22 protein-coding genes are annotated in these 26,768 nt (G+C 48.1%); 21 read left to right on the top strand and 1 reads right to left on the bottom strand.

Features of this window, described 5'->3' with window-relative positions; all coding sequences use genetic code 11:
- The first annotated feature begins 49 nt into the window (after positions 1 to 49).
- From AC3WTJ_RS05130 to AC3WTJ_RS05140, 3 genes are read left to right on the top strand one after another with little or no spacing between them, the layout of a single operon-like run.
- Complete coding sequence (locus tag AC3WTJ_RS05130; protein ID WP_492520982.1) at positions 50 to 979, top strand: ABC transporter permease; 930 nt, start codon at positions 50 to 52, stop codon at positions 977 to 979.
- 12 nt (positions 980 to 991) lie between these two features.
- Positions 992 to 1,864, top strand: a complete 873-nt coding sequence (locus tag AC3WTJ_RS05135; RefSeq protein WP_157322498.1) for a carbohydrate ABC transporter permease — start codon at positions 992 to 994, stop codon at positions 1,862 to 1,864.
- Positions 1,865 to 1,909: 45 nt separating this feature from the next.
- Positions 1,910 to 5,029 (top strand): glycosyl hydrolase family 95 catalytic domain-containing protein, encoded by a 3,120-nt coding sequence (locus tag AC3WTJ_RS05140; RefSeq protein ID WP_492520867.1) that lies wholly within the window; start codon positions 1,910 to 1,912, stop codon positions 5,027 to 5,029.
- Positions 5,030 to 5,277: 248 nt separating this feature from the next.
- On the opposite strand, the gene AC3WTJ_RS05145 is transcribed toward AC3WTJ_RS05140, so the two are convergent.
- Positions 5,278 to 5,997: a 3-ketoacyl-ACP reductase gene (locus AC3WTJ_RS05145; protein ID WP_492520868.1), complete on the bottom strand. Its 720-nt coding sequence runs from the start codon at positions 5,995 to 5,997 to the stop codon at positions 5,278 to 5,280.
- 270 nt (positions 5,998 to 6,267) lie between these two features.
- On the opposite strand from AC3WTJ_RS05145, the gene AC3WTJ_RS05150 reads away from it, so the two are divergent.
- The 18 genes from AC3WTJ_RS05150 to AC3WTJ_RS05235 all read left to right on the top strand — a co-directional run bounded on the left by AC3WTJ_RS05150 (position 6,268) and on the right by AC3WTJ_RS05235 (position 26,527).
- Positions 6,268 to 7,599 (top strand): extracellular solute-binding protein, encoded by a 1,332-nt coding sequence (locus AC3WTJ_RS05150; RefSeq protein ID WP_492520869.1) that lies wholly within the window; start codon positions 6,268 to 6,270, stop codon positions 7,597 to 7,599.
- 56 nt (positions 7,600 to 7,655) lie between these two features.
- Complete coding sequence (locus tag AC3WTJ_RS05155; protein WP_492520870.1) at positions 7,656 to 8,453, top strand: sugar phosphate isomerase/epimerase family protein; 798 nt, start codon at positions 7,656 to 7,658, stop codon at positions 8,451 to 8,453.
- 20 nt (positions 8,454 to 8,473) lie between these two features.
- On the top strand, positions 8,474 to 9,607 hold the full coding sequence (locus AC3WTJ_RS05160) for a Gfo/Idh/MocA family protein (protein ID WP_492520871.1): 1,134 nt from the start codon (positions 8,474 to 8,476) through the stop codon (positions 9,605 to 9,607).
- A 104-nt stretch (positions 9,608 to 9,711) separates the two neighbouring features.
- Positions 9,712 to 10,584, top strand: a complete 873-nt coding sequence (locus AC3WTJ_RS05165) for a carbohydrate ABC transporter permease (protein ID WP_492520872.1) — start codon at positions 9,712 to 9,714, stop codon at positions 10,582 to 10,584.
- A gap of 28 nt (positions 10,585 to 10,612) precedes the next feature.
- Complete coding sequence (locus tag AC3WTJ_RS05170; protein WP_127456419.1) at positions 10,613 to 11,440, top strand: carbohydrate ABC transporter permease; 828 nt, start codon at positions 10,613 to 10,615, stop codon at positions 11,438 to 11,440.
- Positions 11,441 to 11,565: 125 nt separating this feature from the next.
- A complete protein-coding gene (locus AC3WTJ_RS05175; RefSeq protein ID WP_492520873.1) occupies positions 11,566 to 13,359 on the top strand; it encodes a sensor histidine kinase in 1,794 nt (597 codons plus the stop codon).
- Positions 13,356 to 14,930 carry a response regulator transcription factor gene (locus AC3WTJ_RS05180; protein WP_492520874.1) on the top strand — a complete coding sequence of 525 codons (1,575 nt, stop codon included), beginning with the start codon at positions 13,356 to 13,358 and terminating at the stop codon, positions 14,928 to 14,930. The genes AC3WTJ_RS05175 and AC3WTJ_RS05180 overlap by 4 nt, the downstream gene beginning before the upstream one ends.
- Before the next feature lie 27 nt (positions 14,931 to 14,957).
- Complete coding sequence (locus tag AC3WTJ_RS05185; RefSeq protein WP_492520875.1) at positions 14,958 to 16,196, top strand: MFS transporter; 1,239 nt, start codon at positions 14,958 to 14,960, stop codon at positions 16,194 to 16,196.
- Between the two features lie 51 nt (positions 16,197 to 16,247).
- Positions 16,248 to 17,405: a serine hydrolase domain-containing protein gene (locus tag AC3WTJ_RS05190; protein ID WP_492520876.1), complete on the top strand. Its 1,158-nt coding sequence runs from the start codon at positions 16,248 to 16,250 to the stop codon at positions 17,403 to 17,405.
- Between the two features lie 154 nt (positions 17,406 to 17,559).
- A complete protein-coding gene (locus AC3WTJ_RS05195) occupies positions 17,560 to 17,916 on the top strand; it encodes a DUF3870 domain-containing protein (RefSeq protein WP_492520877.1) in 357 nt (118 codons plus the stop codon).
- Positions 17,917 to 18,039: 123 nt separating this feature from the next.
- Positions 18,040 to 18,864 carry a D-aminopeptidase DppA gene (gene dppA, locus AC3WTJ_RS05200; RefSeq protein ID WP_492520878.1) on the top strand — a complete coding sequence of 275 codons (825 nt, stop codon included), beginning with the start codon at positions 18,040 to 18,042 and terminating at the stop codon, positions 18,862 to 18,864.
- 21 nt (positions 18,865 to 18,885) lie between these two features.
- Positions 18,886 to 19,818, top strand: a complete 933-nt coding sequence (locus AC3WTJ_RS05205) for an ABC transporter permease (protein ID WP_492520879.1) — start codon at positions 18,886 to 18,888, stop codon at positions 19,816 to 19,818.
- Between the two features lie 3 nt (positions 19,819 to 19,821).
- The gene (locus tag AC3WTJ_RS05210) at positions 19,822 to 20,739 is read left to right on the top strand and encodes an ABC transporter permease (RefSeq protein ID WP_492520880.1); all 918 of its coding nucleotides are present in this window, start codon (positions 19,822 to 19,824) and stop codon (positions 20,737 to 20,739) included.
- A 5-nt stretch (positions 20,740 to 20,744) separates the two neighbouring features.
- Positions 20,745 to 21,791, top strand: coding sequence for an ABC transporter ATP-binding protein (locus tag AC3WTJ_RS05215; protein ID WP_492520881.1), 1,047 nt, complete (start codon positions 20,745 to 20,747; stop codon positions 21,789 to 21,791).
- Positions 21,792 to 21,822: 31 nt separating this feature from the next.
- The gene (locus tag AC3WTJ_RS05220; protein ID WP_492520882.1) at positions 21,823 to 23,466 is read left to right on the top strand and encodes a peptide ABC transporter substrate-binding protein; all 1,644 of its coding nucleotides are present in this window, start codon (positions 21,823 to 21,825) and stop codon (positions 23,464 to 23,466) included.
- Positions 23,467 to 23,540: 74 nt separating this feature from the next.
- A complete protein-coding gene (locus AC3WTJ_RS05225) occupies positions 23,541 to 24,473 on the top strand; it encodes a S66 peptidase family protein (RefSeq protein ID WP_492520883.1) in 933 nt (310 codons plus the stop codon).
- Positions 24,474 to 24,485: 12 nt separating this feature from the next.
- On the top strand, positions 24,486 to 25,589 hold the full coding sequence (locus tag AC3WTJ_RS05230) for a dipeptide epimerase (RefSeq protein WP_492520884.1): 1,104 nt from the start codon (positions 24,486 to 24,488) through the stop codon (positions 25,587 to 25,589).
- A 20-nt stretch (positions 25,590 to 25,609) separates the two neighbouring features.
- Positions 25,610 to 26,527: a C40 family peptidase gene (locus AC3WTJ_RS05235; RefSeq protein ID WP_492520885.1), complete on the top strand. Its 918-nt coding sequence runs from the start codon at positions 25,610 to 25,612 to the stop codon at positions 26,525 to 26,527.
- Positions 26,528 to 26,768: the final 241 nt, after the last annotated feature.

Here is a 26,768-nt window from a genome sequence, read left to right on the forward strand (position 1 = left end):
GATGAGGCAAAGTCCTGCGAATGGAAAGGCTGAATATGCCGTAACGACAATGAAAACGAGTCGCAATCCGACTGTCCTGCAAACTATACGCGCAGATGTGAAACGGCACTGGTCCATTTACGTCATGGCGCTTCCCGTCATTGCATATTACCTTATATTTCACTATGGACCGATGTATGGATTGCAAATTGCGTTTAAAGATTTTTCGCCGGCCAAAGGAATTTTGGGAAGTCCATGGATTGGATTTAAACATTTCGTAAGCTTTTTTAACGGAATCTACTTTTGGCGCTTAATAAAAAATACGATCTTGATCAACCTTTATGATCTATTGTTCGGGTTCCCGGCAGCGATCCTTCTGGCTCTGCTGCTTAATGAAATCCGCCATAGTGTATTTAAGCGGGTTGTTCAATCCATCTCGTATTTGCCGCATTTTATTTCAATCGTGGTTGTGGCCGGGATGATGATCGATTTCTTAAGCCGCAACGGGCTTATTAATCAATTGACTGGAATCTTTGGTATAGAGCCGATTGATTTCTTGCAGAATGAGAACTGGTTCCGCTTTTTGTTCGTTTCGTCCGGCATTTGGCAGGGCATTGGCTGGGGCTCGATCGTGTATTTGGCGGCAATGTCGACGATTGACCCGACGCTGTACGAGGCGGCCAGGATGGACGGCGCTAACCGCTGGAAGCAGACGCTGCACATTACGATTCCAGGCATCATGCCGACCATTGTTATCTTGTTTATTTTACAAATGGGCAATATGTTGACGGTTGGCAGCGAAAAGGTGCTGTTGCTTTACAATCCGCTTACCTATGGAACTGCAGACGTTATTTCGACCTATGTCTATCGTAAAGGGGTATTGGAGGCAAGCTACAGCTTCACCGCAGCAGTGGGATTATTTAACTCGGTCATCAGTTTTATTCTGATCGTTGCGGCCAATAGCTTTGTCAAACGGATCAGCGAGAACAAACTGTGGTAAGGAGATTTGCACATGAAACTAACCAGTGGAGAGCGAACATTTGGCTACTTCAATATGCTGTTGATGCTCGTGCTTTGCGCCGTCACGCTGTATCCCTTCTTATATGTCGCGTTCGCTTCGCTAAGTGATGCGACATCCTTGCTGCAGCATCGCGGTATCATGCTCAAACCGGCGGGGTTTGATCTCGGTGCCTACAAGGCTGTTTTTGAGAATCCGATGATCATGAAAGGGTATCAGAATACGCTGATCTATGTCGTGCTAGGTACGACAATTAACTTGCTCATGACGTCGATCGGCGCCTACGTGTTGTCCAGGCCGAATCTCTACTTTAAAAATATCATCATGTTCTTCATCGTTGTGACGATGGTTTTCCATGGGGGACTCATTCCGAGTTACCTGCTTGTGAACTCTCTGGGGATGATGAATACGATGTGGGCCATCCTCATTCCAGGTGCGATTAATACGTTTAATATGATTATTATGCGAACTTCTTTCCAGGGCATCCCGGTCAGTTTGGAAGAGTCGGCCAGGATGGACGGGGCCAATGATTGGGTGATTTTATTCCGAATCGTCATCCCGCTTTCGATGCCGGTTATTGCCGTTATGATTTTGTGGTATGCGGTTGGGCATTGGAATTCTTATTTTAACGCGCTTGTGTATTTGCGGAACCGTGAAGCGTATCCTCTCCAGCTCGTGCTCCGTGAAATATTGATTTCCAACAATACGGATTCCATGATGGCGGGTGGAGGCGACGACAAATATGCCATTGGAGAAACCATTAAATATGCGGCAATTATGGTCTCTACGCTGCCGATCATTTGCTTATATCCGTTCCTTCAGAAATATTTTGTTCAAGGTGTGCTGATTGGTGCCATTAAGGAGTAAGCAGGGACGATTTCACCATGAGATAGAGGCGGAAGGAGGGATCCTGTGAGAGGCGTTTCTTTTGAAAATGCTCCGAGCAGCTGGAATGAGGCTTTACCGATCGGCAATGGACACTTCGGCGGTATGGTGTATTTCGAAGATAACAAGCTGACGTTGGCGCTTAATCATTATGAAGTTTATTATCAAAAGCTGCATCGCTACAGTAAGAAGTATCGGAATGGTGAGGGGCCGGATTTTACGTTTCAGCATGGACGTACATTTGAAGAATTGAAAAAGCTGGCTGAAGAGAGGTATCGCGATCCCGAACAAGGCCCGTTTTTCCTATATGGCGACGCATTAAACCCGAACAGCATGTACAGGAAATATGGCAAACCCTCGGGTGGGGCCTCCCATTATCCGACGGGGGAACTTCATCTTTTTCCATCCAAGGAGCTTTCAGACCCTGATCACTATTCGTTATCCCTTGATATTGAGAAGGCAGTTGCTCAGTTAAATGTGGTCAAAAATGAGGATAAACTTGGCGTACGCACGATCATTGCTCAGGATGGCGATTACGTGATCACCTCAATCAGCCAGACGAATGGCGCGTTGTTACCCTCGGTTGCGCTAACTGTTCCCCCTAGAAGATATGTGGATATGCAAGTGACGTATCATCAATTGGATGATACGACCTTTTATTACGTGGGCGCTTTCTACTCGGACGGTGAAGAGAAGGAACGTTACGATCCGTTCTCGTTCATAGTGATGATGAGAATCATTGGTGCCAAAGGAAGTGTAGTTGCCGGTCCCGACGACAGCTTGCAAATTGCTCTTCGGGATGCGGAGGCAAACCTGACACTGCTAACAACGGTGGTCACGGAGGAAGAGACCAAGGAACTCCTTTCGACTGCGCTGATGAGGTTGACGAAGCCAGCTTCGCATGTGGAAGTGGCAGAAATGGTGGAGCATCATCAAGCCTATTGGAGAAGCTTTTGGTCCCGGAGCTCGATCACCTTGCCGGATAAAATGCTCGAAGATCTCTGGTATATCAATCTATACGCAATTGCCTCCAGCAGCGGGAATGGCGGCAGGATGCGCGAGCAAGCATGCGGATTAAACGGCTTGTGGGATATTAAACAGCCAACCAAGTGGGGCAGCATGTGGTATTGGGACGTTAACATTCAAGCGGCATTTTGGCCGCTTTATACGGCTAATCGGCTTGAAGTTGCTGAGGCGTTCAACGAGGGGCTGCTTTCTTATGTGCAGCTCGCTGAGCGAATGTCGCAGCAGTTTTATAGGCTTGAAGGCGTTGCGGGTGATTACCCGCATGCCATGTATGTAAGCATTTGGCCTTGGTGTGCGCAATTCCTATGGGATTATTACCGCTACAGCATGGACGTTGATTTTCTTAGAGAAAAGGCATATCCGCTGTTTAAGCGGATTGCCAGATTTTTTGAAGGTTATTTACAGCTGAATGAGGGCTCGGGGCGCTATGAGATATTTCCTGACATTTCTCCGGAGCAGGGGCCTCTGACTCGGAACTCAACTTGTTCCCTTGCAGCAGTTAAATACTTATTGAAGATCGCTTCGGATGCGGGAGAGCTGCTTGGTGAAGCGGAAGAGGATCGGCTAAGGTGGATGGCGCTTGCGGACAGCTTGGCTGAGTACCCAACAGCTGTTTCCAAATCGTATGGAGATGTTTTCCTGGACTCGGAATGGGCGCCTGCCGATATGCATTTGCGGCACCCTTCGCTGCTTATGCCCATTTATCCCATTGGAGAAATCGATAGAAATAGTGAAACCCATCTGCGGAAAAGAGGAGAAAATACGCTCCGGTATGCAGCTAATCAGACGGAATATGGGATGTTTCAATTCGGTTGGCTGTCCTGTGCCGCTTCGAGATTGGGAAAGGGCAACGCAGCGCTTAGGCTGCTCTATGAACAAGGCATCGATTTGTCGCTCAGGTGCAATGGCTTGTTTGCGGAAGAAACGGAACGGTGGATGAACTATTGCAACATCACCAATGAGCCGTTGTACCATCCGCACATGATGGAAGCCTCGGGTGAATTGGTTGCTGGCGTGAACGAAATGCTGCTTCAAAGCTATGATGGCGTGATTGAGGTGTTCCCGGCGCTGCCTGATGGTAAGCCAGAGCCGGAGCTTTCGATGGGCCTCTACGAACATGAGGTAGATTGGAAGGTTAAGCGATATGAGAAATGGAGCGACTGTTCCTTTCGAGGCCTGCTGGCAGTAGGCGCCTTCGAAGTTAGCGCAGAGCTGAAAAATGGCCGAACCGCTTGGGTTACGATCCAGAGTAAGGCCGGCAAGCGGGTTGTGATTCGCAATCCGTTTCACGTTAGCGATGAGGTAATGGTTGCAAACAAAGAGGGTCTATCTTGGAACAGGGTGGACCATGTCGAAGAAGACGGACGGATTTCTTTTGAAACGGAGAAAAACGGAGAGTATGCGGTTTATCCTCGCGGAGAATTTTCCACTCCTGAGTTATTTGGAGTTGACTCTGATGGGCAGGCCGTCGAGCGAGACTATCCGCTTGTTCATGAAGCTCATACACATCGGCGAGTGTTCCTTGGCAAAAACCAAGATACACAGCATGCCAGACTACTCGACCACTTCACCTTTGATTATTACTCCGGTAATGCCAGGGAATCGAGGTTGGCTGCTTATCGGTTGGATTTTGGCGTGGCATCGCATCTCCTGGAGAAAGATTATACCAACGTGCTGCCTAGACAGGTTCATGTGGATGGGGTTCTCGGTCAAACGTTCCGTAAAGTAACGTTGGATTCGATGTTTAAGCCTTATAACGGCATCGGCTGGGAGTGTGCTGAGGATCTCGAGGCGACCGATCGCTTGGGGCCGGACGAACTGCGGAGGGATTTTATCGGTGGAAAGAGGGAAGCGACGTTTGTGGTGGAGCTTCCAAAAGGCAGATATGATTTGCTTTTCGTATCCGGCGATAAAGAGGCGCCATCCTATACGGAGATAGAAATCGTTGGAGGAAGCATGTGGACACCGGAGAAAACGCTGAAGGCAGGCGAATTTGCAACGGATATTTTGCCAATCACGCAAAGAAGTGATGGTTACATGAAGCTGCGATTTCGCACCTGCGAAGGCTCGGAGTGGAGAATGAATGCGCTGATTATTAATAAAAATTACACGTATTTGTAGAAGCGGGAAGGGTTGATACAGCTCTAATTAATAGTAGATTCTCCGGTTGAGGCGAGTTAGCAATTGTCGCTTAGGAGCTGGACAATGGGCGGAGTGGATGTTGCCTTTTCCAATTAAAGCCAATTCTCCAGCTATAATAGGTGTCTGATCTACTTTTACCTATTTAACTGGAGTTAGCGAAAATAAGACCGATAAAGCCCCAACGGGCCTTTATCGGTCTTATTGCTATTCCCACAGCTGCTTGCCAGCTACTGCGGGTTCGTTGTCCAAATCCCTGCGGTTTTCAGAAACACGCGCTGCGGCAATTTCAAAGCAGCCATGATGAGCTCGGCTACATCCTCCGGCTGCATCATGCGGTCCTCGTCACCTATCGGCAGACCCGCTTTGACGGATAACTCTGTGTTCACGGTGGATGGCGTGAGCGCTGTAACACGAATGTTTGACTTGCGAACCTCTTGCATGAGGGCTTCCGTCATTCCGATAACAGCGAACTTTGAGGCGCAATAAGCTGAACCCGTGGCAAAACCTCGCTCTCCAGCGGTTGAAGCAATGTTGATGATACTTCCGCCGTTTTGGCTCAACATGGTTGGCAGCGCAGCACGCGTCACATGATACGTGCCCATCAGGTTGGTTTGAATAATTTGCTCCCATTGATCGGGATCCATATCGACCAACTTGCCGAACTGTGCTGTTCCGGCATTATTGAGCAGGATATCCAGGGAACCCAGTTCCCCGATTAGTAACTCCACTGCACGCACCGCTTCTGCTCTCTTGGAAATGTCCGCTGTAGCAATGCTCACTTTGATGCCGTATGTACTTGTTAAATCTTGTTGAAGGGAATCGAGGTCAGCATGGCTGCGCGCTACTAATCCAAGATGAACACCTTCTTTCGCTAGCGCGATGGCGGCCGCTTTGCCGATTCCTTTTCCAGCTCCTGTAAGGATGGCCGTTTGATTGTGTAAGCTCATGAGAAATCTCCTTTTTATTCGGTGAATTAGGTAATCGTCTTTATGAAAGTATGGCCCCATTTTATGCGATTTAATGGACGGAGTCAATTTTAGCTGCTGGAATATTTTTCTATTGCCAATTGGGTAGATTCATCTGTATGTTAGTTTATATTACATTAAAAATTCAGACATTATGATAAGTTGATGGGATACAAACATGGTAAACGTTATCATATAATAAAGGCGTAAGATGAATGTCAAAAATAATAACATAAAGTGAGGGGTTCATGGATGATTCATGGAGTAATTAGAAAATCGGTGTTAGCTGCTGCTTCGGCTGCTTTACTGACAATTACAGCTTGCAGTAACGGGGCTGAGCCGGCGAAAGAAGCAGGAAAAACGCAAGCCTCAACACAGCCCGCCTCGAAACAACAAGTTACGCTTACTTTTGAGGAAAACTGGTCCACCCCGAACGTTGATAACCAGCTGTACAAAGAGAGAATTCAGAAATTTCAACAGTTGAATCCGGATATTAAGATTGAAATGCAGGATATCCCGTCAGCTCAATATCGGACCAAGCTCCGTACCGAGGCAGCAGGCAACAGCATGCCGGATATGTTTATTCTGTATCCAGGTGTCGATATGGATCCATTCATTGATGCCGGCGTACTAATGCCGTTAGATGAAATTATGGATACATGGAAAGATATTTTGCCGCCACAGTCGTTAGGTGGATATAAAGTAAATGGTAAGCAGTATGCCGTTCCAACCAAGATGACTTTTGTCGATATTATCTACTACCACAAAGATATGTTAGCGAAAGTAGGCTACAATGAGTTTCCGAAAACGTACGCCGATTTCCTCGATCTGGTGAAAAAGCTCAAAGCTTCAGGCGTGACACCGATGGGAATTGGCAATAAGAATCGTTGGCCGCTTCAATCCACGGTCATGTCCGCGGTTGAGGATCGTATTGCCGGTACGGATTTCTTGACGAAGGTGAAGCAAGGTCAAGCTAAGTTTACGGATGCTGATTATGTGAAAGCACTTGGCATTTTCGATGAGTTGACGAAGCTTGATGCCTTTAATGCTGATTTGAACACCATGGATGAAGTGCAAGTGCAAGATTACTTCCTGCAGAAGAAATCGGCTATGACCATGACGAGCTCTACGATTGATACGAAGTTCCGTGTCAGCAACACAGAAGGTGGCGCTAATATTGGGATCGCTTTGTTCCCATCCATCGACGGCGGAAAAGGAACGGCTGGCAAAAGTGCAGGCGTTGTCCAATACGGTATCGGCTTAAGCAAGGAATTAACGGGAGCTAAGAAAGAGGCGGCTTATAAATTCCTGAAATATTTCTACTCCCCTGAACTGTACCAGAACTTGATGAGTAAAGGGATTGTCGTACCGGCTAAAGTCGAAATGCCTGCGGACACTAGCAAATATTTGAAAGAAATGCTGGAGTTAACGAAATCCGGCGATGCGCTTGTCTTTGACAGTGTGATGCCGGCGTCCGTCAAAGATTCGATTGAGAACGGGCTGCAAGCCATTACGATGAAACAGAAAACACCTGAGCAAATCGCCAAAGAAATGCAAGAGGCTATGGATAAAGTGAAAAAATAATCGGCTAGCGAAAGCGAAAGTAAGCTCGAAGCTAACGATTTGAAAGGGTGACAGAGATGAAAGCTTCCATCGGAGCATTTTCCTTCTTTCAGCTTTTAAGTCAAAACGAAATGAATATATACGGTTATCTGGAGACGGTGAAATACCGGTATCGCTTGGATGCTGTAGATCTTTGGAACGGCTTTTTCGCCAACCGTGAGGTTCCCATCTGGGAACTTCCGGATGACGATGAGTTGATGAAGATCAAACGCAACCTGGATGAGAGAGAATTAACAGTTGCTAACATAGCGGTGGATCGCGCTCATTTGTGGGATGCTGATCCGGATACCAGGCAGCAGCTATATCAGAATGCGATAGCACATATGAAGGCGGCGAAATTGCTTGGTGCCAAGACGGTTCGTATTGATGCCAATCGCGGCCCTGGAGAAGTGACAGAGGAGCAGTTCGAATACACGTTTCGTACTTATCAAGAATTGGCTCAGCAAGCTTCCGACTACGGTTTTACAGTGGGGCCTGAGAATCATACAGGGATTTCGTTGGATCCCCTTTGGATGAAGCGCGTTGCTGAAGCCGTGGATCATCCGGGATACGGTATTTTACTGCATATCGATCGTTGGATAGACGGGAATCAAGGCAATGAAATGGTGGCTCCCTGGGTAAATCACGTCCATTTGGACAAACGGACATTAAGCTCGGAGAATACGGAATCAACAATCAAGTTCCTGAGTGAGTTTGGTTATCAGGGGTATTGGGCAGTAGAATATAATGCTTTGTCCAATCCTTATATCGAGATTGAGTGGGCATTGGCAGCTGCGAAACGATTGCTTGCATCTGCGTGCCCGAACAATGGATAAGTGATCTGGAGGCGTGCGTGATGGAATATGCCAAGATTCGAATTGGTGTTATCGGAACAGGAATTATAGGGAAAGCCCACTTGGATCAGTATGCAGCCATAGAAGGCGCCGAGGTCGTGGCTCTGTGCGATATTAATGAACAGGAAGCGCGCCGAGTCGCAGACAAGTACGGAGTTGCTCATGTCTACACGGATTATAAAGAGCTGTTGGCGCGAGACGATATCGATGCGGTGGATGTATGTCTGCATAACAACTTTCATGCGCCATTAACGATTGCTGCTCTGCAGGCGGGTAAACACGTATACTGCGAGAAACCGATCGCAGGCTCCTATTATGATGGCAAAGCTATGGTTGACGCAGCCAAGGAGTATGGCAAGAAACTTCACATTCAACTGAGCACGCTTTATAAAAAAGAAACAAAGGCGGCCAAAGCGCTGATTGACGGCGGTCAATTGGGTAAATTGTTCCACGCTCGGTCGAATGGCTTCCGGCGTCGCGGTAGACCTTATGTCGATGGCTTCGGCACCGCGTATTTCACGAAAAAAGCAAGCGCAGGCGGGGGAGCTTTACTCGATATGGGCGTCTATCATATCGCTCAAATGCTCTACTTGCTTGGTGAAACCGAAGTAGAGCGAGTCACCGGGAAACTCATCCAAGAAATGGACATGGATGAGGCCCGGCGTGCCGAAAGCGGGTTCGATGTGGAGGAGTTGGCGCTTGGATTCGTTACTTTACGCAATGGACTCACGCTAGACATTTTTGAAGCTTGGGCCGTTAATCTTGGTGGCGTTGAGGGAAGCAGCATTATGGGATCCAAAGGCGGTATCCGGCTTCCATCGTACCATTCCGGAGAGATGACTTCCGATATCACCTTTCACACGACGGTAGCCGACATCGACCTGGACAGCAAGATTGATCTTAACCGCATGGATATTCGTTGGCACAGAATGAGAGAAAACGAAGAGGCTTACGATTCATCGCAGAAGCACTGGATTGCTGCTCTGCAGGGACGCGTAGAACTTATGCCGACTGCGGAAATAGCGCTTGCGACGATGTTGATTAGCGAAGGTTTATATTTATCCGATTCGCTCGGGCGGGAAACAACGGCTGCTGAAATTGTGGCTGCGTCCCGTTCGCTGTCTATCCCATTGTAAGAGAGGCAAAAGCCGTTCTTCGGCTGCCAAGAGGCGGAGCCTGCGGGGTCTCCGTCTTCTTGGCATCTCTCAACTTATCACTTAGCGCATAAGGAGGGCTATGTATGCATGTAACGAGGCGGATGGGCTGGGCAATTTTTATCGGCATGCTGCCAGCCTTGATTATTTATATTGGCATCGCCATGATTCCGATCTTGATGTCATTTTATTACTCATTTTTCGATTGGAACGGTTTATCCCACATGTCTTTTGTAGGGTTGGACAATTATATCTCGGTCTTGAAAGACGGGATCTTCTGGAAAGGTGTGCAGAACAACCTGTTTATGATGGTTAGCGGTATTGTGGGGCAGCTGCCGGTAGGTTTGTTTTTTGCCTTGCTATTGAACCGCTCGATGCGCGGGCTCAAAGTTTACCGCTCGGTGCTTTTCCTCCCAGTCATTATCTCGGCGGTTATCGTCTCACTCATCTGGAACATGGTCTACGGTACGGAATCGGGTCTAATGAATAACATGCTCGGACTTTTCGGCTTGGAGAGCTTGAAACAAAACTGGCTGGGTTCCCCGCGTTGGGGCATGCTGTCGGTAAGCATCACGTATCTATGGCAAAATTACGGTTTCTATATGGTTATTTTCTTGGCCGGTTTGCAAAATATTTCTGAAGAAGTAAGGGAAGCAGCGGTCATGGACGGCGCTACGGGTTGGAGGCGATTCTGGTTCATCACCCTCCCGATGCTGAAAGAAACGATCTGGGTCACTCTGATCTTCTCCATCAGCAACAGCTTCCGGGTTTTCGATCTCATCTATGTCATGACAGCCGGTGGGCCGGCTCATAATACCGAAGTGATGACCATCTATATGTATACCCAGGCCTTCAACAACAGTTACTTCGGACTTGGGAGCGCAGTTTCTATTCTTATTTTAATTTTTAGCCTATTAGCCATCTATGCAGCCAAGTTAGTCACCCGTCGAAACGGCTAATTGCTGTATGTAGAGAAAGGAGGAACTTATGCGAACATCTTTAGGGAAAAAAACGATCATTCATTTGATCCTAGCTATTCTAAGTGTTATTAATGTCATTCCGATTGTATGGATGGTTGTCAGTTCATTTAAGTCAGAGGAAGATTATGCGACGAATCCGCTGGGATTGCCAAAGTTTTGGCAGGTCAGCAATTATACGAGCGCTTGGAAAGTCGCGCATTTAGGTACGTACTTCTGGAACAGTGTCATTGTTACTGTTGGTGCAATTGTATTAACGGTGCTGCTTAGTGCATTGACCTCCTACTTTCTTTCCAGATTTAACTTTCGTATACGCGGATGGCTTTACGGTTTGTTTATTATTGGCATGACGATTCCGATTCACGCTACGTTAGTGCCGATTTTTATTATTATGAAAAAAATAGGCTTGTTGAATTCCCATCTTGCCCTGATTCTTCCTTACACGGCATTCCACCTCTCGATCACCATCTTCATTCTGGTAGGCTTCATGCAGGCCTTCCCTAAAGATATTGAGGAATCTGCGGTTATGGACGGGGCTGGACTGTATAAAATTTTCTGGTCCATCATACTTCCGATGACTCGCCCTGCTCTGGCGACGGTGATTATTATCAACTTTATTTATAACTGGAATGAGTTTTTATTCGCACTCGTTTTGATCAATAAAGCGGCTCTCAAAACACTGCCGTTAGGCTTGGCTAACTTCGCCGGCACGGAAACAAGGTTTCAGACGCTTCAGATGGCTGCCTTATCAATGGCGCTTATTCCGCTTGTTGGCTTTTACTTGGCCATGGAGAAGCAGTTGGTGCAAGGGATGACGGCGGGCGCTGTTAAAGGGTGATGATGTGATAATGGCGGCACTTTAACCGCTCGAAACATTTCTCAAGTCATTCTACATCCTTTTCAAGTAGGTTGACCCCGTTTTATAGTAAAATGAGGAAATACCGACGAAGGGGATGGACCTTGATGATACTAAACAGATATCCTTTCTTGCACTTCAGTTTGAGAACAAAGTCGATCGCTATCTTCATCCTTCTGGTAACGCTCCCCTCCCTTTTAATCGGGAATGTCATTCTGAGCCGTTATGATGCTGTTCTGCGGCAGCAATATATTGATGCCATGGAAAAGAATTTGAATACCATTGAATTGAATTTATCCGAGAAAATAAAAGCTGTTGAAGATTTATCGAACTACATGATTTATCAAGAAAACTTTAGACGGTTTATGGAGACGCCAACCACACCGGGCAATATGGTGCAAATGAACAAGGATCAGACGACCATCGAGGGATTTATTGCCTTTCAAATTATGTCCAAGGTGTACATTAAATCGATTTCACTTGAAGGTGTTGGAGGCAATCAACTCCAGATGGGCGAGCCTGTCAAAGGGTTGGAACAATCGTGGACAGACCTTGCTCAGCAGAGAAGAGGCGGGGTCATCTGGACGGACTCCTATGAACTGGAGAGCGGTTGGACGGGAAATAAGCGCGTTGTTTCGATGGTTCGAGTCATCAATTCCTTCGATACCCCTTCGCGTCCGGTGGGCAAAGTAATCGTTCGTTTGGATGAGTCGGAAATCACGGACTTATTAATGTCAGCTGTTCCTCAGGATCAGGGGTCGATCTTTATTGTTCGGCCTGAGGGCAGTGTCGTTTTGCATCAAAATCAAAACTTGATTGGACATCCCTACCCAAGCGATGCACTATTGAGCCAATTTCAAGGGGGGCTGTCCAAAAAAGTCTCTTCCTTGAAGGAAGCCGGAGCTTCTTATGTTGTTTTTAGTCAGCCCATGAAGTCGACAGGCTGGTACATCGTAGCGATGGTTAAGGACCAAACCATCGTGCAAAAAACAGAAGCGATTAAAGCCTCGCTCAAATTTTTGATTTTGATTATTCTTATTTTTGGATTAATCGCTTTAATCGGGTTCGAGTTTGCTATGATCCGCCCTATGCTCGAATTGAGCAAACAAACCTCCAAGCTCAAAAAAGGTGATTTCTCGGCGCAGGTCAAAGTCAGATCGCGGGACGAGGTCGGGGAGCTCGGCCGACAGTTCAACAACATGGTTATGACCATCAAGGAGCTGATCGACAAAAAGTATAAATTAGAGATTCGGCAGAAGGAGTCGGAGCTTCGTATTTTGCAAAGCCAAATGGACCCTCATTTTTTATATAATACGCTGGATATGATCCGTTGGACGGCAAGATTGGAGAAAGCGGAGGAGACGAGCCAATTGATCGAAACCCTATCGCTTTTCTTTCGAATGGGGCAGAATGGCGGCAAGCGATATACAAAGTTGCCTGAGGAATTGGACTTTGTTCATGCTTATCTGGATTTGCAGCAGAAGCGAATGGGAAGCAAACTCCAATTCACCCTGCACATGGACGAGGAGTTGAACCATGCCGTCCTCTTAAAGAAAATCATTCAACCTTTGGTGGAGAACAGCATCAAACATGGTTTTAAGCGTGGGGGTGGCCGCATCGAGGTGCGCTGCTATAAGGCGGAGCAGGATGTGCTGATTGATGTGGCGGATTCCGGCGTCGGTTTTGTGAAGAACAAGCTGGAGGCCATCCGTCAGGTGCTTCAAGACCGATCCGGGGACGAGGGCATTATGAACCATGCGATCTGCAACATTCATGAGCGCATAACGCTAGAATACGGCGAGGGGTATGGCATCGAGCTACCTTCGGAACCGCCCTTTACCGGAGCTTGCGTAAGGATCAGACTTCCATTTCAAATGAGTGCTCAGGAGGAAAAGCGATGACCATCAAAATGCTAATTGTAGATGATGAGCCCATTATTTGCCAAGGATTGCGTCGTACCATTTCCTGGGAGACGATTGGTGTTGAAGTTGTCGGAGAAGCGTATGACGGAATTGAAGCGCTCGCTTTCCTTGAGCAATGTCCAGTGGATGTCGTATTGACGGATGTGAACATGGAAGGCATGGACGGACTTGAGCTTGCGAAGGAATTGAAGCTGCGCTTTCCACAGTCGCGTGTGATCATTGTTAGCGGATATGACCATTTTGAGTACGCCAGGCAGGCTCTGCGGCTTGGAATTGAAGATTATTTGCTGAAACCGGTGAATATCGGTGAGTTGATGGGCATGGTGCAGCGGATTGGCGAAGAGATCACGCAAGAACGGAAGCTTGAGGGTGAGCAAGAAGTAGAAAGAACGCGCAAATGGCTGATGGGGCAGCTGCAGCAGAGAGTCATCGATCAAAATGAGGATTATGTGCCTTTGATAATGACAACCGGGTCATGCAGCTATTGGATGATCGCCACGCAGCTCTCCGATTATGCGGAATGGAGCCGGCGATCGTCCGAAGAAATGCGCAGAGAGATACGGAGCCTCTGGGAAACAAGCGTTGATACAGCCTTGCGATCATCCGGGCTGGAGACCGTTTCATTTTTCCAACATCAGAATTTGCTGTTGTCGCTAGTCGTCGGACCTCAATCGATGAGCACGAAGAATCTTCATGGCATTTTGAGCGGCGTACTGAAGTTGTCGGAGGATCTTGATCTGCATGCCAGTATATCCCGGCCCTTCCATAGTTCAGATCAGATTCACGCTAGCTGCATGGAGGCTATTTCCTTATTGCACTATGCCGTGCTATCATCCCATGCTCCAATTATTTTCCATGATGAAGAACTGATTTTCAAAAGAAGCCATCGTCTTCCTGAGCTGATCGTATGGGAGAAAAATCTGATTCATGCTTTATTTCAAGAAAATGATGCGGAACTGCGCCAGCAAATGGATGAAATCATGCAGGAATTTCGCGAGAGCGGCAGCTTGATTAAGGAAATATGGCAGGCGTTTCAGGAGCTGGTCATTATTCTTCAAAGGCGGCTGCGTGCGGCGGGGATCGATTTGACGGGATATCTCAATGTCTTTCATTCTCAGGAGATCGATCTTTTGGTGCACAATTCCTACAGAGCGATGGAGTCCTTGCTGCGAGCGGAGCTGGAGTCGATGTTCTCATTAATCAACAACTCCCTTACAGGGAAAAATCATTGGCTTGCAGACAGGGTGAAATCCTACATTGAAGCCAGGTACAACAAGGATATTAAGGCATCTGAGGTTGCTGCATGGCTAAAAATAACGCCGAATTACTTCAGCATCCTCTTCAAGCAAAAGTTCGGCAAAGGGTTCGCAGAGTATCTGAACGAAGTTCGCATCGAACAGGCGAAGGCGAAGTTGTCCGGGACCGATGATCGCGTCTTCGAAATCGCCGAAAGCGTCGGCTACAAAGAATATAAATACTTCTGTTCCATTTTCAAAACATACACCGGAGTAACGCCAACGCAATATCGGAAACTTGTCCATTCGACTTAAGAGCTTAGAAAGGATAGCGTGGCACCTATGTCAGTAATCGGAAGACTGAAAAATCACCCGTTCGGCGTCATCAAAGCATTCAGCTTTATTTTATATGGCGCCTTCGCGATTTATAGTGCATTTTTCCCGTTGTACTTGAAAGAATTAGGCGTTTCTAGCGTAGCGATAGGCTTGCTGCTGGCCGGCGGGCCTATTCTTTCGTTATTCGCCAATCCGTTCTGGGGCTACTGGAGCGACCGTTTGTCTAATGTAAGGCGCATTCTGATCATTCTCCTGATCGGCAGTTTTCTTAGTCTGCAAACAGTCTTTTTTACGAATTCTTTCCCGTTCCTTGTCATTTTTTTACTTGTTTTTTTCTGCTTTCAGAGCCCTTTGTTTGCTCAATCCAATAGCCTTATTTTGGAGGCGATCGAACATACGAATCACAAGTTTGGTTCTTTCCGCTTATGGGGGGCGCTCGGTTGGGCGTTGATGGCTTTAGCGACAGGTCCTGTGATGGAGTGGTTGGGCATCCGGGATTTGTGGAAAGTATGCGGCGTCATGATGGGGTTAGCCATTGTGTTCGCTTGGATGCTGCCTCAGGCTAAGAATAGTGGGAAGGGGGAGTCTGGTAGCTCAATCCAAAGCGGCAAGAAAGGAAATTATTTGCAAATTATGAGTGATAAATGGTTTCTGGTCTTCATTCTGATGGGAATTCTTATTTCGATTCCGAATGCGATGAACAATACATTTGTCTCTATTTACATGTCCGAGCTGGGCGGGAATAGCTCCTTGATCGGCTGGTCCGCATTTTTCGCCTCTATATTTGAAATCCCTGTTTACTTGCTGTTCGACCGTTTTTTACGAAAGGACCGCAGAAGTATGTTTTTCTGTCTGGCGGCTGTTAGCTTGTTGTACGCGCTGCGCTGGTTTCTGATGGCAGCGGCGACATCGCCTTATCACATCCTTTTCATCCAAGCGTTAAATTCCATCACGTTCGCCGGCTATTACTATGTAGGGACGCAGTTGACGGCATATTTGATTCCGCCGGCATTCAGAGCGTCAGGGCAAGCCCTTTATGCTTTGAGTTGGGGAGGCCTGTCCGGTATGGTTGCCGGGATCGCCGGTGGCTTGATCTTCCAGGAACTGGGCGCGCATACCATGTATACGATCAGTGCGATGATGGCGCTTATAGGTGTAGCGGGGTTCACTTCAATGTTCGTAATTGCTGCTAGAATGGAAGTGCGCCAAAAAAATGCTACACAGTACGAAAAGACTTTATTATAATGGATTTATAAGAATCAAATCTTTGACAAATTAGGTCGAAGGAGGATCTCCTTGAATTCTTTGGATGAACAAATTCAACGGGTGATGGACGAGCATCGGATCGTTGGATTAGCGGCCTCCGTGATGCGTGAAGGGAAACAGATTTGGAGCGCGGGATATGGATGGGCAAATGAAGATAGACGCATTCCAGTTACATCTCAAACCATATTTCGCATCGCTTCTATCTCGAAGACGGTGGTTGCGACAGCGGTTATGCAGCTTGTCGAGCAAGGCTTATGCGGAATCGATCAGGATGTAAGCGAAATACTCGGATATCCGGTACGCAGTTCCAAGTATCCGGAAACGCCGATAACGCTCAGGATGATCATGACGCATACTTCGGGACTGCAGGATGAATATGTTCGTTTTGTCGTTGATTCGCGCAGCGAGAATCCACCGAAGATTCGTCTAACGGATCTCCTTCTTCCGGGCGGGGCTTATTACACCGACAGTCTCTGGGGAGAGGGAAGGCCGGGAGATCCGGATTACTTTGAATATTCGAATCTGGGGGCTGTCATGCTAGCGACGGTGGTGGAGCGGCTTTCGAATGAACGGTTTGACGAATACTGCAAGAAGCATCTGTTCGAACCGCTTCATATGTGCGACACTAGCTTTAACATCGGGGATATGAAGGACATAGACTCCGTTGCTGTGTTGTATGAATATTCAACGGACGATGAACGATTTTTCGCCAGTGCGGACGATTTTCGCGGGAAGAAGCCGGGAGCCATTGATTACAGCGGCTATGTGCCGGGCACTAACGGAGCGTTATTCAGCCCGCAAGGCGGACTTCGCACAAGCGTAGATAACTTGACTCGATTTATGGAAGCGCATTCTAACGGCGGTAAATTGAACGATGTTCAAATCCTGAAGCCGGAATCTGTGGATCTGATGCACGCGCCGCATTGGTCAGGGCATCGACAAGAGGGGTTTTTCCGCAATTGCGGGCTCCAGTTCCAGATCACGGACGATTTGCTCCCGGGACACCGACTGATCGGGCATTCCGGTGATGCGTATGGGCTGCTAAGCGATATGTATTTTCATAAACAGGAAAAGTGGGGCTTCATTCTGCTCATAAACGGTGTCATTCAGAGTAAAGGACAAGGCGTTTATTTTGAGGCGGAAGAAGAGCTTGCGCAAGTATTGAAGACTGCTTTCCTCGAATTGTGAGGGAGAGAAAGAGATTCGATATTTACAACATGTTATTTCGATGTTAGTATATATTACATCATTAGTATTCTAGCTTCTGGCGGTCGTAGGAGACTCTATCTCTCTCACATCCCGCTCAGAAATCGATCGGAATGCTAATAAGGAGAGTGGTCGTTTGGTTTACGACAAAGATACAATTTACATCATCGGCGACGCGCAAGCTTCTGTGAACAATCCGATTACCCAACAGTTTAACGCCTTCTTTATTGGTCTTGTCGTCGATACGGCAAGCCACAAGATTATTGATGCAGGATGTTCATCCACCATACCGCTCACATCGGATTTTGTCCGCTCGATTTTCATTGGGCACAATATGCTTCTCCTTGATGTGGTGGCGGAGGAAATCCGCCAGAGATATCACGGATCATCTCAGAAGGCCCTGATCGTAGCGTATAAAGACGCGCAAAAAAAATACAAACTAGCACTTAGCGGCCGGGAAGAGCTGGGATTCCAATCTTCCGGTACAGTGTAAGCTGCTTTATTTATCCGTATGGCAACATACACGTAAATAAAACCCAGCAAATGGTTTCTTGGGACGCAGGTTCCCGGGGCTGTTTGCTGGGTTTTTGTTATTTCACAAACCTGGAGGCGACCTATGAAACTTTATATTTCCATTGATATGGAAGGGATAACCGGACTTGTTGATAACACGTTTGTTGATTCAAGGCAATACAACTACACGCGCGGGCAGCACATCATGACAGATGAAGCGAACCATGTCATCAGATCCGCATTTGATGAAGGCTGCAAGGAAGTCATTGTGAATGATAGCCACTCTAAAATGAATAATCTGCTCATCGAGAAGCTGCATCCCGAAACGCAGTTGATCTCAGGCGATGTGAAGCCTTTTTCCATGGTGCAAGGATTGGATGCTTCGTTCTCTGGCGCGGCTTTTCTAGGTTATCACACGAGAGCGGCGACCAAAGGCGTCCTCAGCCATACGATGATTTTCGGCGTTCGGAATATGTATATCAATGATAGAGTCATTGGCGAGCTTGGGTTTAATGCTTATGTCGCCGGCCATTACGGTGTGCCTGTTCTACTGGTCGCTGGGGATGATGAAACCGCTATTGAGGCGGAGGAGCTAATTCCAGGAGTTACGACAGCCATTGTGAAAAAGCGGATATCGCGAACTTCGGCCATGTGTTTGACCCCCGAGAAAAGCGGACTGCTGCTTCAGGAAAAAACAAAGGAAGCGCTGGCTAACGCGGGCCGAGTGAAGCCGCTTGTGCCGCGGGATCATCCGGTGCTGAAGATTGAATTTGCCAATTATGGCCAAGCGGAGTGGGCTCATCTGATGCCGGGTACGACGATAGACGATAACAGTCCGACTGTTACCTTTCAGGCGAAAGACATTCTTGAGGCGTACCGGGCGATGTTGGTGATGACGGAGTTGGCGATGAGAACGGCATTTTGTTAAAAAGCGAAAGTGGGTGATAGCGTGACACAATATATTCTTCGTCGATTTATCTCCATGATTGTCACACTGTGGCTAATTATTACGGTTACTTTTGCCCTGATGCACGCTGTTCCGGGGTCGCCCTTCGAGAAAGAGGGCAAGAGTTCGAATCCGACGGCGGTTCAAAATTTAATGGAATTTTACCATTTGGATCAACCCATTACGACACAGTACCTGCTTTATTTAAAATCACTGCTTTCCTTGGATCTTGGGCCCTCCATCGGCCACTATCCCGATACCGTCAATTCCATGATCTCCCGAGGATTTCCAGTTTCGTTTAAGCTGGGAATCGTATCGATCCTGATTTCAATCGTTACCGGCATTGCGCTAGGCACAGTCGCTGCGCTCCGGCAAAACCGTATGATCGACTATCTCGCCATGATCTTCGCGGTTATCGGCATAGCAGTACCGAATTTCATCGTAGCTACTTTGTTGATTAAATATGTGGCGGTCGAATGGAAGCTCCTTCCCGTAGCCACTTGGGGAACGTGGAAGCATGTCATTCTTCCGGCGCTTGCCCTTTCAACCGGACCGCTTGCGATCATTGCCAGATTGACGAGAGCGAGTATGTTGGAGGTGCTGACAGCCGACTACATCGAAACGGCGAGGGCGAAAGGCTTGTCGCCAGCGACGATTGTTATCAAGCATGCGCTCCGCAATGCAGTGCTTCCAGTTATTACCCTGCTCGGGGCGCTGGTGGCCAATGTTCTTACAGGGAGTTTTGTCATTGAAAAGATTTTCGCGATCCCGGGAATGGGGAAATACTTCGTCGATGGCATTAATAATCGGGATTACTCGCTCATTATGGGGACGACCGTATTTTATAGTGCGCTGCTCGTTGTGATGATGTTTCTGGTGGATGTGGCCTACGGGCTGGTTGACCCCCGCATCAAGCTGCACAGGAAGGAGGGGTAAGCGATGAACGTGCCGGATTCCTTATTTGTTCCAATGGTCAATAACAAAGGGACGGCGGAAGCGATCGTTCGAGTGCGCCTGTCGTTTTGGCAGGAAGCTTGGATTAGATTGCGTGCCAACAAATTGGCCATGGCGGGGCTAATGATCATTATTGTGATGGCGCTGCTCGCGATAGTCGGGCCTCATCTTACAGACCAAAGCTATTCGAAGCAGGTGCTGCTGGATGCCAACCAGAAGCCATCGGCCGCTCACTGGTTCGGTACGGATGAACTGGGCCGCGATGTCTACGCCCGAATTCTTTATGGGGCACGCATCTCCCTATTTATCGGCCTAATGGCGGCTTTCATCGACCTGGTCATCGGCATCATTTATGGCGGCATCGCCGGGTACTTGGGAGGGCGAATCGATAACATCATGATGCGGTTCGTTGATCTATTGTACGGAATTCCTTATCTGCTCGTAGTCATCCTGTTGATGGTTGTCATGGGGCCGGGGCTGCTGACGATCATTGTGGCCTTAAGCGCAACGGGCTGGATCGGAATGGCGCGAATTGTACGCGGGCAGGTGCTCAGCCTGAAATCATCGGAGTATGTGCTGGCGGCAAGAACGTTAGGTGGAGGTGCGGGTTACATCATCCGCAAGCATTTGCTGCCTAATGCCATCGGCGTCATTATCGTACAAGTGACGTTTTCGGTGCCCTCCGCCATATTCGCGGAAGCGTTCTTGAGCTTTCTTGGCCTGGGTATTCAGCCTCCCTTGGCAAGCTGGGGTGTAATGGCCAATGATGGTTTGTCGACCATTTTGTCGGGGCAATGGTGGCGGTTATTTTATCCGGCGTTTTTCATATCGATCACGATGCTTGCTTTTAACTTGGTCGGTGATGGCTTGCAGGACGCTTTTAATCCGAAAAGGAGGAGGTAGCCAAGGTGAAAACGACGAATTCGCCCGACGTTATATTGGAAGTGGATAATCTGCACGTCTCGTTCACCACGCATGGTGGAGAAGTGAAGGCGGTTCGGGGCGTCAGTTTTTCTTTAGGAAAAGGAGAAACTTTGGCTATTGTAGGCGAGTCCGGCTGCGGCAAAAGTGTAACGGCACGCAGCGTGACGCGTCTTCTTCCCGAGCAAAGCTCGGAGATCAGCCAAGGCAGCGTTCGGTATAAGGGAAGGGAGCTGACCGCGCTTAGCGAAAAGCAGCTGAGAGAGCTGAGAGGCTCGGAGATATCAATGATTTTCCAGGATGCCATGACGGCGCTGAATCCCACCATTTCCATCGGTGAGCAGATTATGGAGGGAATTATTCGCCATCAGAAAATATCACGGGCAGAAGCGCGTAAGCAAGCCACAGAAATGCTGGGATTGGTTGGCATTTCTAATCCTGAGATGCGCTTGAAGCAGTATTTGCATGAGTTTAGCGGTGGGATGAGACAACGGATTATGATTGCCATCGCAGCGGTTTGCAAGCCGTCGGTGCTTATAGCGGACGAGCCGACTACCGCACTCGATGTCACCATTCAAGCGCAAATCATCGAGCTTTTCAAAATGCTTCAGAAGAAAACCGGTGTGTCCATCATCATTATCACACATGATCTTGGTGTTGTTGCAAATATGGCCGATCGGGTCAATGTGATGTATGCCGGCAAGGTGGTTGAATCGGGCACCGTGGATGAGCTGTTCTATAACCCGCAGCATCCCTATACCAAAGGGCTGTTGGCTTCTATGCCGCGCTTGGACACGGACAAGTCGCTTCCGCTTACGCCGATTGCAGGAACGCCGCCGGATCTGTTTGCTCCGCCGCAAGGCTGCGCATTTGCAGCGCGCTGCAGTTATGCGATGGAAGTATGCGGTGTTTATCAGCCGGAGCAGACTGCTGTCTCGAGCGGCCATTCCGTAGCCTGTTGGCTGCAGGATCCGCGCTCTCAAGTTGTATTCCAGCCGTCGATTCAAAGAAATAACATGACGGCTTTAGGATAAATAAGACGATGAACGAAGGGGAGAAGTGCTCATGAAAAAAATGTCAGCATTGCTAATCAGCTCCGTATTGGTAATTGGTACGCTGCTCGCTGGGTGCAGCAAAGATCCTGGTTCCGGATCGCAAGCGTCTGGAGCCAGCCAGACGGAAGCAGCCAAAGAAACGAAGTCCAAGGTCCTCCTTTACAACAATTTAAAAGAGCCGACATCTCTCGATCCTCCGAAAGGATTTGACCAAGTATCCTATGACGTTGTCAATAATGCCTTCGAGGGGTTAACGCGGCTTGGCAAAAACCAGACGCCTGAGCCGGCGATGGCCAAAGAGTGGAAAATCACGCCGGATGGGAAGAAGTATACCTTTACGCTGCGCGACGGCATTAAATGGTCCAATGGAGATCCGGTGAAAGCTGCCGACTTTGAGTATGCGTGGAAGCGTCTGCTAGATCCCAAAACAGCTTCCGATGCGGCATTCCTTGCCTATCCGATTGAAGGCGCAGAAGCTTATAATTCCGGCAAGGGATCGGCGGACAATGTGAAAATCAAGGCGCTGGACGATAAGACGCTGGAGGTTACTTTGGCACAGCCTGCTTCTTGGTTGGTGGGTATGGTTTCCAGTCCTGCCTTTTTCCCGGTACATAAGGCGACAGTGGAAGGCAACGCCAAATGGGCGGGTGAAGCGGCTACCATCGTAAGTAACGGACCGTTCAAAATTACGGAATGGAAGCACGATAGCGAGCTTAAAATGGTAAAGAACGATCAGTATTGGGATGCCGCAAACGTAAAATTGGCAGGCGTTACTTTTAAAATGATCAATGATACGAACACAGCTTACCAGCTCTTCACGACCGGCGAGCTTCATACGACGGGATCCATTCCGGCTGATATGAGCGACAAATTATTCGCGGACAACAAAGTGAAGGTGGAAGATGCCGCAGGTACGGCGTTCTATCGTTTTAATGTGAAAATGGCTCCATTCGACAACGTCAACATCCGAAAAGCTTTCGTTGCGGCTGTAGACAGACAGAAACTTGTAGATTTGGTGTTGAAGCAGAAGCAGAAACCGGCTGACGGTTATGTGTCACCGGGGCTTAACGATCCTGCAGGGGGAGATTTCCGTAAAGTGGGGGGCAGCCTGATTAAGTTTGATGCAGGGGAAGCGAAAAAGCTGCTGGAAAAAGGGATGCAGGAAGCTGGTTACTCGAAGCTGCCTGAAGTTACTTTGACGTATAACACCAACGATGTTAGTCAACGGATTGCCCAAACGCTGCAAGCGATGCTCAAGGATAACCTTGGTATTGATGTGAAACTGGCAAACAAAGAAGGAAAAGTGCTGACTACGGAGCAAAAGAATCTGCAACTGCAATTATCCCGTTCATCCTTCCTTCCTGACTTTGCGGATCCGATCAACTTCCTGGACGGTTTCCAATCAACGAATCCTTTCAGTCGTACCGGGTGGGTGAATCCTACGTATGATAAATTGATCAAAGATGCCTATGTAGAAACAGATGAAGCGAAACGATTCAAAATGATGCATGATGCGGAGAAGATTTTGATGGATGAAGCTCCGGTTCTGCCGCTCTACTTCTATAACTCGACCTACTTGCAAAGCGATAAATTGGAAGGTGTCGTTAGACATGCTTTTGGTTTCCTGGACTTTAAGTGGGCCGATTTGAAATAAATTTGGATGGCGGAGAGGTGCGCCTTGAAGGGGTACTTCTCCCTTTTTTCATGCAGGAAAGGAGAAGGGTAATCATGGCTGAACTGATAAAGCCTAAGCGGCTAAGCCCCGGTGATACAGTAGGTATTATGGCGCCGGCCTCCTGGGTAGACACGGAGCAGGTGCAAGCGGCCTCAACCGTTTTGGAGAAAATGGGGCTGCAGGTGCGGCTGGGAGATACTTTGAATAAGCAGTATGGCTATCTGGCGGGAACGGATGAGGAGCGAGCCGGGGAACTGAACGCTATGTTTGCTGATCCTGCTATCAAAGCTATCATTTGTGCGCGTGGCGGCTATGGTACCGGAAGAATTGCGGATTTGCTGGACTATGACCTGATTCGCGCTAATCCGAAGATTTTCTGGGGATATAGTGATATTACTTTTTTACATGCTGCTATTCGTCGATTTGCGGGTTTGGTTACTTTTCACGGCCCTATGTTGATTGATCTGGGCAAAGATGAACTGCACCCGCTCACGGTTCAGAATTATGAAACGCTCCTTCGTCCTTCCGTTCTTCGCTATACCGAAGAGATTTCCCCGCTCCATACGTTAGTGGAAGGAGAAGCTTCCGGACCTATTGTTGGAGGCAACCTTTCTTTAATCGTGAGTACGTTGGGGACGCCCTATGAGTTGGATACAAAGGGGAAACTTTTTTTCATTGAAGATATTGACGAAGAGCCTTACAGAGTGGATCGTATGTTAAATCAGCTAAAGCACGCAGGGAAATTTGCGGATGCGGCAGGCATATTAATTGGCGATTTTCATAACTGTGAGCCGGATAAACGGAAAGTGTCGTTTACGTTAGAAGAAGTTTTTCATCATCATATCGTACCGGCTGGGAAGCCGACATTATCTGGATTTAAGATTGGCCACTGCTCTCCGAATATTGCAATTCCCTTTGGTATAGAGGCGAGGATGAGTACTTACGAGAAGTTGCTGGCATGTACGGAACCCGGTGTAGAGGCATAAGGAGGCAAATTCATGAGCATGATTCAAAGCGTTGAAGTGATGCGGCAGTCGACACCGCTTAAGAAACCATTTAAAACGGCATTGCGTACCGTGTACAGTACGGAATCTATCATTGTCCGAATTCAGAGTAATGACGGCAGGGTTGGTTGGGGGGAAGCCCCGGCGACCATTGTCATAACAGGTGACAGCCTGGACAGTATCCATTCAGCCATTGTACATACATTCACTCCGTTGTTAGTTGGCAAAAGCTTGCTGGCCTATGAACGTATTCTGCAGGAAATTCATCAATCGATGATCGGGAGCAGCAGCGCTAAGGCGGCTGTGGATATGGCGATCTATGATTTGGTTGCGCAGCACTGCGGTTTGCCGTTGTATCAGTTCCTTGGCGGTTATAAGGATCAGATTGAAACGGATTTTACGGTTAGTGTCAATTCCCCCAAGGAAATGGGAGAAGATGCGGTTCGTTATGTGCAAGAAGGCTTCAACGTATTGAAGATTAAAGTTGGTAAGGATGACATTCTCGAGGATATTGAAAGGATCAAAGAAATTCGCAGGTGCATTGGCAGCGGCGTGAAAATCCGCATCGATGCGAATCAGGGATGGCAGGTGAAGGATGCCATTCGTACGATACGGCGTATGGAGGATTTGGGTCTGGACATTGAACTGGTTGAACAGCCGGTGAAAGCGGGAGACATCGAAGGGTTGAAGATGGTGACGGATCACGTGGAAACCCCTATTATGGCAGATGAAAGTGTCTTTTCACCCATTCAAGCCTTCGAGGTGCTGAAAAGCCGTGCGGCGGATTTGATTAATATTAAGCTGATGAAATCCGGAGGTATATACAAAGCGCAAATTATTAATCATATTGCGGAAGAATTCGGGGTCGAGTGCATGGTGGGCAGCATGATCGAATCCCGAGTGGCTGTAACGGCCGCCGCTCATCTTGCGGCCAGCAAGAAAAATATCACCCGTTGTGATTTCGATGCGCCTTTAATGATGCTTCAGGATATTGTGGTTGGCGGTGTGAAGTATGATGGAAGGGTCATGACCTTTCCGAAAGCAGCTGGACTTGGCATCTTGGATGTGGTTCACAGCCAAAGTCCAGTGGGGTCGTGAGTATGGAGGTGAGTGTAAGAATGCCGAAACGGATGATGGTGGCAGTGTCTGTTGCAACTGTATGGTCAAAGCCGGATTCGCCGCGTCCTGTTGACGAGCCGGCATTAAGGTGCCCGGCCGATATGAGAGAGTGGCTGGGGCATATGACACTTGGCGATAGGTTGGATTTGTGCCTGGCGAACCGTGTTCAGACGCAGATTCTTTATGGGGCATCTGTGCTTGTTACGGAAGAAGTAGAGGGCTGGAGCAAGGTGCTTATCCCTCAACAGGGAACGCGCAAGGATACCCTGGGTTATCCTGGATGGGTGCCAAGCTGCCAGTTGGTTGATGAATCGGATGTACCTCTCGGCACGAAAAGAGCGGAAGTGATTTCCGATAAAGCATGGTTGTATAAAAGTCCGTCCCAACAGTTGATTGAGTTGAGCTATCTGACCTCTCTGCCTGTGCTGGAGGAAATGGAGAAGCTGGTGAAAGTGCAGACGCCGGAGGGGGCGGGGTATCTGCAAGTGGATGATATCCGCTTGATTGACGGTCCTCTAGCAACTCAGGCAGGAGTAGCTGACATTGGGCAAGGGGTCGTGGAACAGGCGAAGAGGTTCCTGGATCTGCCTTATTTATGGGGAGGCTTGTCCTCCTATGGTTTTGACTGTTCCGGTTTTGCGTATACCATGCATAGATATTATGGGATTTTGATTCCTCGGGACGCATCGGTTCAAGCGAGGCAGGGAACTCCCGTTGAGAAAGAACAGTTGGAAGCGGGGGATTTGCTCTTTTTTGCCCATGATGAAGGTAAGGGTGCTATTCACCATGTAGGGATCTATGCAGGGGAAGGTCGGATGATTCACTCTCCGGAAACTATCAGATCTATTGAGCTGGTGGATTTGAAAACATGTAAGCTCGCCAAGGAGCATTGTGGGTCTAGGCGGTATTGGAAGTAATATAGAAAAGCGCGTAAGATGTTGTCTTATGCGCTTTTTTGCGTTGTAGGGGTGGTTGTGGCGGCTAACGGACTGAGAGGACTCTATTTGCTGTTTTTGGGGTAGGTTCAGCATCTAACGGACTGAGGGGCCGTTATTGGTGCTGAAAATGCCGAAAACGGCGGCAAAATCCATACATAACGTTATCTCAGTCCGTTAGCAGGCCGGATCAGTCGAGTATGGCGGAATAACGGCTACTGAG

Source organism: Paenibacillus sp. FW101-FHT12H11, assembly GCF_058790355.1.